General features: G+C 37.6%; 13 protein-coding genes. 12 read left to right on the top strand and 1 reads right to left on the bottom strand.

Annotation, left to right across the window (positions count from 1 at the left end; all coding sequences use genetic code 11):
* Nucleotides 1-263: 263 nt before the first annotated feature.
* Nucleotides 264-452: a 50S ribosomal protein L28 gene (gene rpmB, locus CBF33_RS07780; RefSeq protein WP_023606101.1), complete on the bottom strand. Its 189-nt coding sequence runs from the start codon at nucleotides 450-452 to the stop codon at nucleotides 264-266.
* Nucleotides 453-692: 240 nt separating this feature from the next.
* On the opposite strand from rpmB, the gene CBF33_RS07775 reads away from it, so the two are divergent.
* The 12 genes from CBF33_RS07775 (at nucleotide 693) to rnc (ending at nucleotide 14,976) form a co-directional block, all read left to right on the top strand.
* Nucleotides 693-1,055, top strand: a complete 363-nt coding sequence (locus CBF33_RS07775) for an Asp23/Gls24 family envelope stress response protein (protein ID WP_023606102.1) — start codon at nucleotides 693-695, stop codon at nucleotides 1,053-1,055.
* Nucleotides 1,056-1,098: 43 nt separating this feature from the next.
* Nucleotides 1,099-2,769 (top strand): DAK2 domain-containing protein, encoded by a 1,671-nt coding sequence (locus CBF33_RS07770; protein ID WP_126763110.1) that lies wholly within the window; start codon nucleotides 1,099-1,101, stop codon nucleotides 2,767-2,769.
* 76 nt (nucleotides 2,770-2,845) lie between these two features.
* Nucleotides 2,846-4,867 (top strand): ATP-dependent DNA helicase RecG, encoded by a 2,022-nt coding sequence (gene recG, locus CBF33_RS07765; RefSeq protein WP_126763108.1) that lies wholly within the window; start codon nucleotides 2,846-2,848, stop codon nucleotides 4,865-4,867.
* Between the two features lie 30 nt (nucleotides 4,868-4,897).
* Nucleotides 4,898-5,902, top strand: a complete 1,005-nt coding sequence (plsX, locus tag CBF33_RS07760) for a phosphate acyltransferase PlsX (RefSeq protein WP_126763106.1) — start codon at nucleotides 4,898-4,900, stop codon at nucleotides 5,900-5,902.
* Nucleotides 5,903-5,982: 80 nt separating this feature from the next.
* A complete protein-coding gene (gene acpP / locus CBF33_RS07755; protein ID WP_126763103.1) occupies nucleotides 5,983-6,222 on the top strand; it encodes an acyl carrier protein in 240 nt (79 codons plus the stop codon).
* A 255-nt stretch (nucleotides 6,223-6,477) separates the two neighbouring features.
* Nucleotides 6,478-7,485, top strand: coding sequence for an ABC transporter ATP-binding protein (locus tag CBF33_RS07750; protein ID WP_038100540.1), 1,008 nt, complete (start codon nucleotides 6,478-6,480; stop codon nucleotides 7,483-7,485).
* On the top strand, nucleotides 7,485-8,435 hold the full coding sequence (locus CBF33_RS07745; RefSeq protein WP_126763100.1) for an ATP-binding cassette domain-containing protein: 951 nt from the start codon (nucleotides 7,485-7,487) through the stop codon (nucleotides 8,433-8,435). The genes CBF33_RS07750 and CBF33_RS07745 overlap by 1 nt, the downstream gene beginning before the upstream one ends.
* Nucleotides 8,436-8,438: 3 nt before the next feature.
* A complete protein-coding gene (opp4B, locus tag CBF33_RS07740) occupies nucleotides 8,439-9,401 on the top strand; it encodes an oligopeptide ABC transporter permease (RefSeq protein WP_126763098.1) in 963 nt (320 codons plus the stop codon).
* Nucleotides 9,402-9,434: 33 nt separating this feature from the next.
* Nucleotides 9,435-10,358 carry an ABC transporter permease gene (locus tag CBF33_RS07735; RefSeq protein ID WP_023606110.1) on the top strand — a complete coding sequence of 308 codons (924 nt, stop codon included), beginning with the start codon at nucleotides 9,435-9,437 and terminating at the stop codon, nucleotides 10,356-10,358.
* A 24-nt stretch (nucleotides 10,359-10,382) separates the two neighbouring features.
* Entirely contained in the window at nucleotides 10,383-12,161 is a 1,779-nt protein-coding gene (locus CBF33_RS07730) for an oligopeptide ABC transporter substrate-binding protein (protein WP_126763094.1), read from the top strand.
* A gap of 196 nt (nucleotides 12,162-12,357) precedes the next feature.
* Nucleotides 12,358-14,157 carry an oligopeptide ABC transporter substrate-binding protein gene (locus CBF33_RS07725; protein ID WP_126763092.1) on the top strand — a complete coding sequence of 600 codons (1,800 nt, stop codon included), beginning with the start codon at nucleotides 12,358-12,360 and terminating at the stop codon, nucleotides 14,155-14,157.
* 120 nt (nucleotides 14,158-14,277) lie between these two features.
* Entirely contained in the window at nucleotides 14,278-14,976 is a 699-nt protein-coding gene (rnc, locus tag CBF33_RS07720; protein WP_126763090.1) for a ribonuclease III, read from the top strand.
* The last annotated feature ends 19 nt before the right edge of the window (nucleotides 14,977-14,995 follow it).

Genomic DNA, 14,995 nt, shown 5'->3' with positions numbered 1-14,995 from the left:
CTCTATGATTCGTAGTAATTTTTTGATATCATTAGACATGAGCATATCGCCTCCCGTTTGGTTTTTTGTCGTAAATTAATCATATAGGAGAACGGTATGCTTTTTAATACCTAAAATTAAGAAAATTGAAAAAGGGCTGATGAATCAATTTTTTGATTCATCAGTCCTTTAAATTATAGAGCCTTAAAAAGAGGATAGCACTGACTAAACCGTAATTTAGTCGCTGCTATCCTCTTTTAAAGGTTAATTTAAGTTTTTCGGAATTAAACGCGCTCAACTTTACCTGATTTCAAAGCACGAGTTGAAACCCATACCTTCTTTGGTTTGCCATCTACTAAAATTCTTACTTTTTGTAGGTTAGCTTTCCAAGTACGTTTAGATGCGTTCATTGCGTGAGAACGTGTGTTACCAGTTCTTGCTTTACGCCCAGTGATATAACATTCTTTAGCCATGTTTCTTCCTCCTTTGCTTTGCGATTGGAGCGGTTTAAGGCGCTCATACTAGAATAATTTATCATAATACACAGGGGAATGCAAGCAATATTTTATCTTTGAAAGGAAAAAACAACGGAAAAAGTAGAAGCATTTTTTCAAAAAAAGAATAAAAAAGGATATACCTTTAAAAAACGTGATTGCTATGATAAAATATAGGGAAGAATATGGGCTATTTTGGTCTAAGGAGGATCGATTTAAATGGCAGTAAAAATTAAAACAGCTTCAGGAACAATTGAAATAAGTAATGATGTCATCGCTACGGTCGTAGGTGGCGCTACTACAGATATTTATGGCATAGTTGGGATGGCAAGTAAAAATCAAATAAAAGATAATTTAAATGAAATTTTGAAAAAAGAAAATTATGCACGAGGAGTCGTTGTGCGTCAAGAAGAGAATGGCGTAGCCGTCGATGTCTATACGATTATTAGTTACGGTACAAAAATCTCAGAAGTGTGTCGCAACGTTCAAGAAAAAGTGCGTTATAATTTAGAAACGATGTTAGGTGTTACGGCAAATTCTGTCAATGTCTTCGTACAAGATGTACGCGTTCTGCCAGACTAAAAAAGATCGTTGAATGAGAGAATACTAAGGAGGATTAAGTTTCGTGGATATAAAAAAAATCAATAGTCGGCAGTTTCAAGCAATGGTACAAGCTGGTGCGACACGTCTAGATCAAAATGCAGAGTATGTGAACTCACTCAATGTGTTTCCAGTGCCAGATGGAGATACGGGTACAAATATGAACTTATCAATGACAAGCGGTGCTAAAGCTGTGACGTCATCTACATCAGAACACGTAGGAGAGCTAGCTCAAGCATTATCTAAAGGGTTACTTATGGGAGCACGTGGAAACTCGGGCGTTATTTTATCACAATTATTCCGCGGTTTTGGAAAAGAGATTCAAGAGCAAGAAGAACTTGATGCCAAACATCTAGCGAAGGCTTTTGCTAATGGTGTTGAAACAGCTTATAAAGCAGTGATGAAGCCTGTAGAAGGAACTATTTTAACAGTGGCCCGTGAAAGTGCTCGTGCTGGAATGAAAAAAGCCGACACGACTGATAATTGTGTGGAAGTAATGGATGCTGTTGTGACAGGTGCTAAAAAATCATTAGCCAAAACACCAGATTTACTACCGGTTTTAAAAGAAGTCGGTGTCGTTGATAGTGGTGGCCAAGGTTTACTCTTCATTTACGAAGGCTTTTTAGAAGTGTTATCAGGAAAAGTATCAGAAACGCCAGTTTATCAACCGAGCTTAGCGGAGATGACTGAAATGGTCAATGCTGAGCATCATCGTAGCGTGGCGAGCCATGTGGCATCAGAAGATATTAAGTACGGTTACTGTACTGAAATCATGGTGAAAATCGGTGAAGGTGAAACTGTTGATAGTGAGTTTGACTATGATACGTTTAGAAACTATTTAAATGAATTAGGAGATTCATTGTTAGTTGTAGCTGATGATGAAGTCATTAAAGTTCATGTTCATACGGAGCATCCGGGTGAAGTCATGAATTATGGTCAAAAATTTGGCTCATTGATAAAAATTAAAGTCGATAACATGCGCTTGCAACATGATACACTCTTAGAAGCAGAAAAAGAAACACCTGTGAAAAAAGAACGTCGTCCGTACGGTGTGATTGCTATTGCGGCAGGTGAAGGCTTGCAAGAATTATTTAAGAGTTTAGGTGCTCATTATGTAATCAGTGGTGGACAAACAATGAATCCAAGTACGGAAGACATTGTAAAAGCGATTGAAGAAGTTCATGCTGAAAAAGTGATTATTTTACCAAACAATAAGAATATTTTCATGGCAGCTGATCAAGCAGCAGAAGTAAGCGAAGTTCCAGCAGTAGTTATACCTGCCAAAACGATTTCACAAGGAATGACTGCAATGCTTGGCTTTAATGATCAAGTTTCTTTAGAAGAAAATAAAGAAACGATGACAGACATGCTAGATGAAGTGAAAAGCGGTCAGTTAACTAATGCTGTTCGTGATACAACGATTGATGGCTTGGCGATTAAAAAAGATGACTTTATCGGTATGGTAGAAAATAAGATTGTCGTTTCTTTACCAGACCGTTTTGAAGCCGCTTTTGAAACAATTAAACAAATGCTAGATGACGAATCTGAGATTGTGACCATCATGATTGGCGAAGATGGCTCAAATGAAGAAGCAGAGCGTCTAGAAGAAGCTTTAACAGAATTAAATGACGATATTGAAGTGGAAATCCATGAAGGTGGACAACCCGTATATCCATATTTATTTTCAGTTGAATAAAAATTGATTACGATAAACAGGTCAGGACAGGGTCCTGGCCTATTTATTATTAGAAGTAAAAAGGAGGGAGTCGCTAATGGAATTACTTGATTCGGTATCAGTGTTAGATGGCGTAGGGCCTAAAATGAAGGAAAATCTTGAAACATTAGGCATCCAGACGATTGAAGATTTATTAACGTACTATCCCTTCCGTTATCAAGATTTTAATGTAAAAAGTATACGAGAGATACAAGACCAAGAACAAGTCGTGATAGAAGGGTTGGTCTTATCTGAGCCGGTCGTTTCTTATTATGGGTATCGTAAAAATCGTTTGAATTTTCGTATGATGCAAGAAAATGCGGCGATTTCAGTTACTTTTTTTAATCAGCCATACTTAGCTAAACAAGTGACGCAAGGAGAAGATTTAGCTGTTTTTGGGAAATGGGATGCCAAGCGTCAAGCATTGACAGGGATTAAAATAATTAAAAGAAGTAGTGAAGACGATTATGCCCCTGTTTATCATGTGAATAAACAAGTCAAACAGTCAGCATTAGTTAAATTTATCGAACAAGCCTTAGAGAAGTATGAAGGATTATTAGTCGAAACGTTGCCGGATAGTTTGCTAACACGTCATCAATTAATACCGCGTGCAGAAGCAATTAGACAAATTCATTTTCCGGAGAGCTTGGAATCTAATGATGCAGCGAGAAAACGTTTAGTCTACGAAGAGTTTTTTAGCTTTCAGTTTAAATTGGAAGGGTGGCGATTTAAAGAGAAGGCAGGCGATAAAAGCTTGCCTATCGAATACGATGTATCTCGATTGAAAGAATATATTGCTACGTTACCATTTGAATTAACGACAGCCCAAAAAAGAGTGACCAATGAGATTTGTCGTGATCTATTACTACCATTTAAAATGAACCGTCTGTTACAAGGGGATGTTGGAAGTGGGAAAACGGTCGTGGCAGCTATTGCGCTTTTTGCGACGTATACGGCAGGCTTTCAGGGAGCGCTCATGGTACCGACTGAAATACTAGCTGAACAGCATTTCCAAAGCTTAAATGAACTTTTCAGCCAGACAGACGTGCGACTCGGATTACTGACGGGTTCGACTAAGACTAAAAGGAAACAAGAAATTTTGGATGAGTTGGCTAATGGAGAACTTGACGTTATTATTGGAACTCATGCACTCATTCAAGAGAATGTGTTGTTTCAACGATTAGGTCTTGGGATTATTGACGAACAGCATCGTTTTGGGGTTAATCAACGTCAAGCGTTACTGAATAAAGGAGAGCATACGAACCAGCTCGTCATGACGGCGACACCTATTCCACGTACTTTGGCGATTACAGCTTTTGGTGAGCTGGATGTTTCGATTATAGATGAGTTACCCGCAGGACGTAAACCGATTACGACGAGATGGTTGAAGCCCGCACAATTACCAACAGCGTATGAGTGGCTGAGAACAGAGTTAGGGAAGAACCGTCAAGCCTATGTTATTTGTCCATTGATTGAAGAATCTGAGGCAATGGATCTTAAGAATGCGACGGAAATTTATGAAACGATAAAAAGGTATTATCAAAATGAGTATGAGGTCGGGTTGCTACATGGAAAGATGACGCCCGATGAAAAAGAACTAGTGATGAATGCGTTTAATGAGAATCAAGTCCAAGTGCTAGTTTCGACGACGGTCGTAGAAGTTGGCGTAAACGTCCCTAATGCAACAGTCATGATGATTATGGATGCGGAGCGTTTTGGTTTAGCACAGCTTCATCAATTGCGTGGCCGTGTTGGACGTGGCGATGCAGCGTCGTATTGTCTATTAGTCTCAAACCCTAAAAATGAAACAGGACAGGCACGTATGCAAATTATGACGGAAACAAATGACGGTTTTGTTTTAAGTCAAAAAGATTTAGAGATGAGAGGTCCGGGCGACTTTTTCGGTGTCAAGCAATCAGGTATGCCTATTTTTAAAATTGGAGACATTGTCAGTGACAGTGTTATAATGGAAGAAGCACGTTCTGATGCGCGTATGATTTGGCAAGAACCAGATTGGCAAGAAAAATCAGAATGGCAACGTTTATTGTCGTTACAAACGCAATTGACAGTCCAAAGTTAAAATTGAAATAAGGTCAGGAGTGAAGAGTCTATGAAAATAGCCGTTGATGCAATGGGAGGCGACCATGCCCCAAAAGCTATTGTTGAAGGCGTCATGCAAGCGCGTGATGAGTTTGAAGATGTAACCTTTCTTTTATATGGTGATGAAAAAGCCATACGCGAGCATTTAAAAGATGAGAGTCGTATTCAAATTGTCCATACATTAGAGAAAATAAAGAGTGAAGATGAACCGGTAAGAGCGATTAGACGAAAAAAAGAAGCGTCAATGGTGCTTGCAGCTAAAGCTGTAAAAGAAAAGGAAGCCGATGCAATGTTTTCGGCTGGGAATACTGGGGCATTACTAGCAGCAGGACTATTCATAGTAGGACGAATGCCATTTATCGAACGTCCTGGATTAATGGCGACGTTGCCAACATTTGATGAAGAGGCACTGGGCTTTGATTTTATTGATTTAGGAGCCAATGCGGATAATAAACCGGAACATTTAAATGACTTTGCAACGCTAGCGTCTCAATACGCTAAATCCGTTCGTCAAATTGAGTCCCCACGTGTGGGATTACTTAATAATGGGACTGAAGAAACGAAAGGAAATGAACTGACAAAAGCAGCTTTTGAATTGCTGAAAGAAAATCCATATATTCACTTTATCGGTAACGTGGAAGCGCGCGACTTGTTGCAAGGAGTTGCTGATGTTGTAGTCGCAGATGGCTACACCGGCAATGCCGTTTTGAAATCTATCGAAGGAACGGGTGTGGCTTTTACGAATGTGTTGAAATCTTCAATCATGGAGTCTGGATTAATGGGAAAATTAGGTGCTGTATTATTGAAAGACACGCTTAAAGGCTTGAAGACTAAAATGGATTACTCTACTTATGGTGGTGCCGTTTTAGCAGGCTTAAAAGCGCCCGTTGTTAAAACGCATGGTTCAACTGGCCCGGATGCTGTCTTTTATACTATCAGACAAATTCGTAAGATGTTGCAATCACATGTCATTGATGAATTAATGGCGGTTTCACAGACCACATCAGAAGAGTAGTTAAAAAGTATAGACAAATGAGAAAATAATAAGTAAAATAGTAGTGATCACGTAAAAACGAGCACTGGAGGTGACAAAACTTGTCAAGAGAAGAAGTTTTAGCAAAAGTAAAAGCGATTATTTTAAAGCATTTTGATATTGAAGAAGATCAGATTACAGAAAGTTTAAGTATCAAAGATGATTTAGAAGCTGATTCTATTAAAATTATGGAATTTGTTTTAGAGCTTGAAGATGAGTTTGGTACAGAAATATCTGATGAAGATGCCGAAAAAATAGAAACAGTTGGTGCGGCTGTTGATTATATTACGACACATTTATAAAAAATAACAGGTGATTGTGAGAATATGATAACAATTACCTGTGATTTTTTTTAATATTTAGCCCTATTTTACTGTTTTTTAAGAATTATCTGAGTGAATCCTATGAAAAGATTGAAAAAAGTGTGAGTTTTGAGTATAATCATTAAATATTAGGAAGATTATTAAAAGAAAAAAAGAATATTAGTTTCTCTTGAGTGGCGATTGGTACCAAACTATTCAACACAGAAAGAGTCAAAGAAGAAAGGGGTATCCAATTTGAGTACTGGGGACGTATTATTAGAGATACAAAATTTACATACAGCTTTCCGGATTAAAGACACCTTTTACGATGCCGTAGATGATGTATCTTTAACATTGGATGAAAATGAAATTTTAGCGATAGTTGGAGAGTCTGGTTGTGGCAAGAGTACACTAGCAACGACCATTATGGGACTCCATAATCCGATCAATACTAAAATCACAGGAGATGTCATTTATAAGAATTTGAATATATTAGAGTTTAACGAAACTTTATATAACCAAATTCGTGGAAATGATATTGGGATGGTTTTCCAAGATCCACTATCTGCTTTAAACCCATTAATGCGTATTGGGGACCAAATCGCAGAAGCACTTTATTATCATACTGATTTAACAAAAGAACAGCGACAAGCACGTGCGATTGAATTGCTTGGGCAAGTTGGGATTGTCAATCCTGAACGTGTTGCACAGCAATATCCACATGAACTATCCGGGGGGATGAGACAGCGTGTCGTTATCGCTATTGCGATATCTTGTAAGCCGCCAATTATTATTGCAGATGAGCCTACAACCGCTTTAGATGTAACGATTCAAGCACAAATCCTTGATTTATTAAAAGATTTACAAGAAGAAACCAAAGCAGGTATCATTTTAATCACGCATGACTTAGCTGTTGTTGCCGAAATGGCTGACCGCGTTGCCGTCATGTATGGTGGTCAAATTGTCGAACAAGCACCGGTTAAAGCACTTTTTGAAAATCCACGTCATCCTTACACCCGTTCATTATTGAATTCTATTCCTCAAGAAGATAATCCAGATGAAGAATTACACGTTATTGAAGGAATTGTTCCTTCATTAGCTAACATGCCTCGTACAGGGTGTCGTTTTGCTGCGCGTATTCCATGGATTCCTGAAGAAGCACATGAAGAAAATCCTGTCTTGCATGAAGTAGAACCAGAGCATTTTGTGCGTTGTACGTGTCATGAGCATTTTTACTTTAGAGACGAGGGAGGAGAAGCGTAATGAGTGAATTATTGACAATTAAAGATTTAAAAGTGCATTATCCAATTAGAAGCGGCTTCTTCAACCGCGTAACAGATTATGTATATGCTGTTGACGGTGTCGACTTTGTTATTGAACCGGGACAAACTTATGGTTTAATCGGTGAGTCAGGTTCAGGTAAATCAACGATTGGTAAATCGATTATTGGTTTAGAAAAAGTAACAAGCGGACAAATTATCTATAACGGCACAGACGTGACAACTAAACGAGCGCGTAAACAGTCTGGTTATAATAAAGACGTACAGATGATTTTCCAAGATTCTATGTCGAGTTTAAACCCGAAAAAACGCGTATTAGACATTATTGCAGAACCTATTCGTAACTTCGAACGTCTATCAGATGAAGAAGAAAAGAAAAAAGTTCGTAACTTGTTGGATATTGTTGGGATGCCAGCCGATGCGTTATATAAATATCCGCATGAGTTCTCAGGTGGACAGCGTCAACGTATTGGGGTCGCTCGTGCTGTTGCAACAAACCCAAAACTAATTATTGCCGATGAGCCGGTTTCAGCGTTAGACTTATCTGTTCAAGCGCAAGTATTAAACTTTATGAAACGTGTTCAAGAAGAGTTTGGTTTAAGCTATCTATTTATTGCTCATGACTTAGGGGTCGTGAAATATATGTGTGATAACTTAGCCATTATGAATAAAGGACGCTTTGTTGAAATTGGCACACGTGAAGATATTTATAACAACCCTCAACATATTTATACTCGTCGCTTGCTGTCTGCGATTCCTAAAATTGACGTCGACAATCGTGAACAACATAAGATTCAACGTCAAGCAGTTGAAGCAGAGTACAGCCAAGTACATTCAGAGTATTATGATGAAAATGGCCGTGTATATGATTTGAAGAAATTATCAGATACACACCATGTGGCCTTAAAAAGTCATGAAAGTGAGGGGAAATAAACGATGTGGAAAACAATATTAAGAAGGATTATTTTGATGATTCCACAAGTCATCATCTTGAGTGTGTTTATTTTCTTACTAGCTCAAGCGATGCCGGGAGATCCATTTACAGGATTAATTAACCCAAATATGGAAGCATCACAAATTGAAGCATTACGTGAAGCAGCAGGTTTAAATGATCCATGGTACGAACAGTACTTTAGATGGGTTGGAAACGCCGTTCAGGGTGATTTTGGTTCAAGTTATTTATATAAATTACCTGTCGCTGACTTAATCGGTGAACGAGCAATGAATACTATTTGGTTATCATTATTAACAGTTATTTTAACTTATATCATTGCTTTACCTTTAGGATTATTCTCAGGTCGTTATAAAGATTCTTGGTTTGATAAAATCGTCGTTGTATATAACTATGTTAGTTTCGCGGTACCATTGTTTATCTTTGCGTTAATCACGTTATTTATCTTTGGTTACCGTTTAGCGTGGTTCCCAACAACAGGTTCGGTATCACCAGGATTAGACCCGGGAACATTTAAGTACGGGTTAGATAAGTTTTATCATATTATCTTACCTGCGATTACCCAAGCGTTACTTGGAACAGCAGTGACGATTCAGTACTTACGAAGTGAAGTCATTGACTCACAGACGTTGGACTATGTTCGAACAGCCCGCTCAAAAGGGGTACCAACGAATAAAGTCTATACGCGTCATATTTTCCGTAACGCGTCATTACCGATTGCTTCTCAATTAGGTTATCAAATTACAGGACTAATCGGTGGATCATTAACAATTGAAATTATCTTTGCATATCCAGGTATGGGTAAATTGTTTATCGATGCTTTGACACAGCGTGACTATACTGTCATTACTGCCTTAATTTTGATTTTAGGAATTGCGACATTAGTGGGAACATTACTTTCAGACATTATTATGAGTATCGTTGATCCACGAATTAGAATTCAATAATTTCAAAATGAAAAGAAAGGAAGGTAGATAGAAATGGCAGAAGTAGCTAAAAAAGATGTGGCAATTCAAGAAAGTACGCCACCTATGGGATTAAAAATGATCGCACGCGAATTCACAAAAGATCGTTTGGCGATGTTTTCATTAGGTTTATTAATTGTAATTTTATTATCAGTATTTATTGGGTCAATGGTGATTGACCAAGATAAAGTGATGTTTGTTAGTATTTTTGATAAATATGCTGAGCCAGGTACTTATAGTGACACTAAAGATATGACGTTTTACTTAGGAGCTGACGAAGGAGGACGTGATGTTCTCGGACAACTCTTCATTGGTGCAAGAAACTCTATTTTAATCGGATTTTCGATTACAATTATTACGTCAATTATTGGGGTTGGTCTAGGGATTCTTTCAGGTTACTATGGTGGTATGGTTGATAACGTGCTAATGCGTATTGTTGACTTTATTATGATTTTACCGACTATGATGATTATTATTGTAGTGGTGACCATCATTCCACGCTATAATGTTTGGTCATTTATTGCGATTATGAGTGCCTTTTACTGGACTGGAAAAGCGCGACTTTTCCGTAGTAAAACACTTTCTGAAGGTCGTTTAGATTACGTTAGCGCATCTAAGACACTTGGAACAAGTGACTTCTTAGTCATGTTCCGTGAATTAATGCCTAACTTGAGTTCGTTGATTATCACTAACTTAACGATGAACTTCGCAGCTAATATTGGGATTGAAACAACGCTAACTTTCTTAGGATTTGGTCTACCAGCGAATGTCCCAAGTTTAGGAACATTGATTGGTTATGCGAAGAATGGTGATGTCTTATCGAACAAACTTTGGATTTGGTTGCCTGCATCTATCCTAATTTTAGTGATGATGTTAAGCATAAATTATGTTGGACAAGCATTTAAGCGTGCAGCTGATGCAAGACAACGTTTAGGTTAGAAAAACAAGGGGGAAACACACGCTATGAAAAAACGTAATATTATTGCAGTTGTAACGATGGCAACTGCAGCAACACTGACACTAGCAGCATGTGGTAATGGTGGCAAAAAAGATGACAATAAACAAGCATCAAACGACACAACGGCTATCGAATTTCCAATAGAAGCTTCCAATACTGCTGAAGCCATTGATGGTCAAACTTTAGAAGTAGCTGTTGTAACAGATACACAGTTTAAAGGCGTCTTTTTATGGGAATTATACGAAGACAATTTTGATGCCCAATTCATGAGCCCTTCTCACGGTAGCTTATTTGCAACTGACGAAGACTTTGTGATTAATGATGACGGTATTGCAAAACTAGACTTAGACGTCGATAACAAAAAAGCAACAATTACATTGCAAGAAGATGTAAAATGGTCAGATGGCGAACCAGTTAAAGCTGAAGATATGATTTATTCATATGAAATCATCGGTCATAAAGACTATACAGGTGTTCGTTATGATAGTAACTTCCGTAACATTGTTGGAATGGATGAATATCATGAAGGGACAGCAGATACTATCTCTGGTATCAAAGCAATTGATGATAAAACAATCGAAATCAATTACAAAGAGATGAACCCAGGTATGCAACAAGCTGGTGGTGGTATTTGGTCATACGCAGCACCAAAACATGTCCTAAAAGACATTGCTATCAAGGATTTAGAATCTTCTGATGCTGTTCGTAAAAATCCAGTAACATTTGGTCCATATGTAATGAATAAAATTACACCAGGTGAATCTGTTGAGTATGTGGCAAATGAGCATTACTACAAAGGTAAACCAAAAATGGACAAGTTAGTGTTACGTTCAACACCAACTGCGTCAATTGTGGAAGCTTTAAAAGCGAAACAATTTGATATGGTTCTATCAATGCCAACAGATATCTATGATACATATCAAGATGTCGAAGGTTATGAAATGCTAGGACGTCCTCAATTATCTTATACTTATGTAGGATTTAAATTAGGTAAATGGGATGCGGATAAAGATGAAGTAGTAACTGATCCAGAAGCTAAGATGGCGGACAAAAACTTACGTCAAGCGATGGGTTATGCAGTAAACAACGACCAAGTAGGACAAAAATTCTATCATGGTTTACGTTCTAACGCGACTTCTCTAATTCCACCTGTCTTTAAATCATTCCATAATGATAAAGTAGAAGGTTATACACAAGATAAAGAAAAAGCGAAAAAACTTTTAGCAGATGCTGGTTATAAAGATACTGATGGTGACGGTTTTGTAGAAGATAAAAACGGTGAGCCATTAGTTATCAAGTTTGCGTCTATGGCTGGTGGCGAAACAGCCCAACCATTAGCTGACTACTATGTGCAAGAGTGGAAAGATATCGGTTTAAATGTTGAATTATCAACAGGACGTTTAATTGACTTCCAAGCATTCTATGACAAGTTGAAAAATGATGATCCTGAAATTGACGTTTTCCAAGGCGCTTGGGGAACAGGTATGGATCCATCACCAACTGGCTTATACGGTCGTAATTCAGCCTTTAACTACTCTCGTTTCTCAGATGAGAAAAATGATGAGCTATTAGCGAAAATCGATTCAAATGAATCATTTGATGCTGACTACCGTAAGAAAGCATTTGATGAGTGGCAAGAATATGCTGCTGATCAAGCATTCGTTATTCCAACATTGTACCGTAATGAAGTGTTACCAGTTAGCACTCGTGTAACAGGATTAAATTGGGCAAGTAACAATTATAATCTATGGGACGAAATCGGTGTGACATCTGAAACAAGATAAGATTAAAAGAAGTTTCTCATTTAATGAGAAACTTCTTTTTTTGTTACAAACGCTTATAAATTAACTTTAAAGCCATTTAAATATAACAAAATAAAATATTTATTGAAAAAAGATTGCAATAAAATGAAATGTGTTATATCATATTGTTATCGAACTTTAATAATCTCATTATTTTTTAATTTAAGGGGGAAGCAATATGAAGAAGAAAAATGTTATCGGTCTATTAACGTTAACAACAGTCGCAGCATTGACGTTAGCGGCATGTGGTAATGGTGGTGGCGACAAAAAAGCAGATAGTAAAGATGCTAAGCAAACAGCTAAAAAAGATTCTAAAGCCACATTAGAGTTTCCTATCAAAGTCTCAAACACGAAAGAGGCTAAAGAGGGTGGCGAATTAGATGTCGCTGTTGTAACAGATACTCAATTTAAAGGTGTTTTCCTATGGGAGCTATATGAAGATGCCTATGATGCACGTTTTATGGGACCTTCACATGGTAGCTTGTTTACTACCGATGAAGACTTTGTTATTACAAACGATGGTATTGCAGCCTTAGACTTAGATGTTGATAATAAAAAAGCAACAATCACTATTCAAGAAGATGTGAAATGGTCAGACGGAGAACCATTAGTTGCAGATGATATCATGTATTCTTATGAAATTATCGGCCATAAAGACTATACAGGTGTTCGTTATGACAGTAACTTCCGTAACATTGTCGGAATGGAAGAATATCACGATGGTAGTGCTGATTCAATCTCTGGTATTAAAAAAGTGGACGATAAAACATTAACAATCGAATATAAAGAGATGAACCCAGGTATGCAACAAGCTGGTGGCGGTATTTGGTCATACGCAGCACCAAAACATGTTTTAAAAGATATTCCAGTGAAAGACTTAGAATCATCAGATGCTGTTCGTAAAAAACCAGTAACATTTGGTCCATACGTTATGAATAAGATTGTACCTGGTGAATCTGTTGAGTACGTACCAAATGAGCATTACTATAAAGGTAAACCAAAACTAAGCAAAATTACCTTTAAATCAACACCGACTTCATCTATTGTTGAAGCACTAAAAGCAAAACAATTTGATATCGCGATTTCAATGCCAACCGATATTTATCCAACTTATGAAAATGTTGATGGTTATGAAATGTTAGGTCGTCAAGAATTAGCTTATACTTATATCGGATTTAAGTTAGGTAAATGGGATGGAGACGCTGAAGAAGTTAAATACGATCCAGAATCAAAAATGGCAGATAAAAACCTTCGTCAAGCAATGGGATACGCAGTTAACAATGACCAAGTAGGTGAGAAATTCTACAATGGTTTACGTTCAAATGCGACAACATTAATTCCACCAGTCTTTGGTACTTTCCATAACGATAAACAAGAAGGATACACACAAGACAAAGAAAAAGCGAAAAAATTACTTGCAGATGCGGGTTATAAAGACACTGACGGTGACGGTTTCGTAGAAGATAAAAACGGTGAGCCATTAGTTATCAAGTTTGCCTCAATGTCGGGCGGTGAAACAGCTCAACCATTAGCTGACTACTACGTACAAGAGTGGAAAGATATTGGTTTGAATGTAGAATTAACAACTGGACGTCTAATCGATTTCCAAGCGTTCTATGATAAATTGAAGAACGATGACCCAGAAGTAGATGTTTACCAAGGCGCTTGGGGAACAGGTTCTGACCCTTCACCAACAGGATTATATGGACGTCATTCAGCATTTAACTACACTCGTTTTGCTGATGATGAAAATGACAAATTGCTAGATGCTATTGATTCAAATGACTCATTTGATGCGGACTTCCGTAAGAAAGCATTTGATGATTGGCAAGCATATGCGAAAGAGCAAGCCTTTGTTATTCCATCATTATACAGAAATGAGGTCTTACCAGTACACGAACGTGTAACAGGTCTGGACTGGTCTCATAATGCGAAAGAGTTCTGGTATGATATCGGAGTTTCTGAAGACAAACGCTAATTTTAAAAAAACTGAAAGTCTTTGACTTTCAGTTTTTTTGTTTTATATAGAATGTTGTTAATTTGTTGTAAAAAGAAGTATAATAAGGAAGATAGACATTATCATAGAGGAGAGATAGACATGTTGTCATCATTGAGTCAACAGATTGAAAAGAGGTATCAGATTGAATTTAAAAAGCCAGATTTATTAGAACAGGCGTTTACTCATTCATCTTACGTAAATGAGCATCGTCATTTAGGCTTACAAGATAATGAACGCCTAGAATTTTTGGGAGATGCAGCCTTAGATTTAGTGATTTCAGAATATTTATATCAACTATACCCTCAAATGCCGGAAGGAAAATTAACGAAAATGCGAGCGGCAATTGTTTGCGAAGATAGCTTAGCTAAGTTTGCTAAAGAATGTCAGTTTGATCAATTTATTAAGCTGGGTAAGGGCGAAGAAAATTCAAATGGTAGACAGCGTGCCTCGTTACTTTGTGATTTGTTTGAGGCCTTTCTAGGAGCTTTATACTTAGATCAAGGATTACCAGCATTAGAAAAATTTATTGGACAAGTTATTTTTCCAAAAATACAAGCAGGTATGTTCTTAGATGAAGTAGATCATAAGACGGCCTTACAAGAGATTTTACAAAAAAACGGAGACGTAAAAATCGAGTATCAATTAACAAAAGAAGAAGGTCCTGCTCATGCGCGTGAATTTTTTGTTAATGTTGTAGTGCGTGGGGAAGTCATCGGGACGGGTAGTGGTAAGTCCAAAAAGATTGCTGAGCAACAGGCGGCAGCACAAGCCATTCGTAAATTGACCCCTTCTAAATAAACGATGAGCATGTTTTGAG

This window comes from Vagococcus lutrae (assembly GCF_003987555.1).
GTDB classification, from domain to species: Bacteria; Bacillota; Bacilli; order Lactobacillales; family Vagococcaceae; genus Vagococcus_A; species Vagococcus_A lutrae.
The sequence above is the reverse complement of the archived record's forward strand: the minus strand, read 5'-3'. Positions and strand labels throughout refer to the sequence as shown.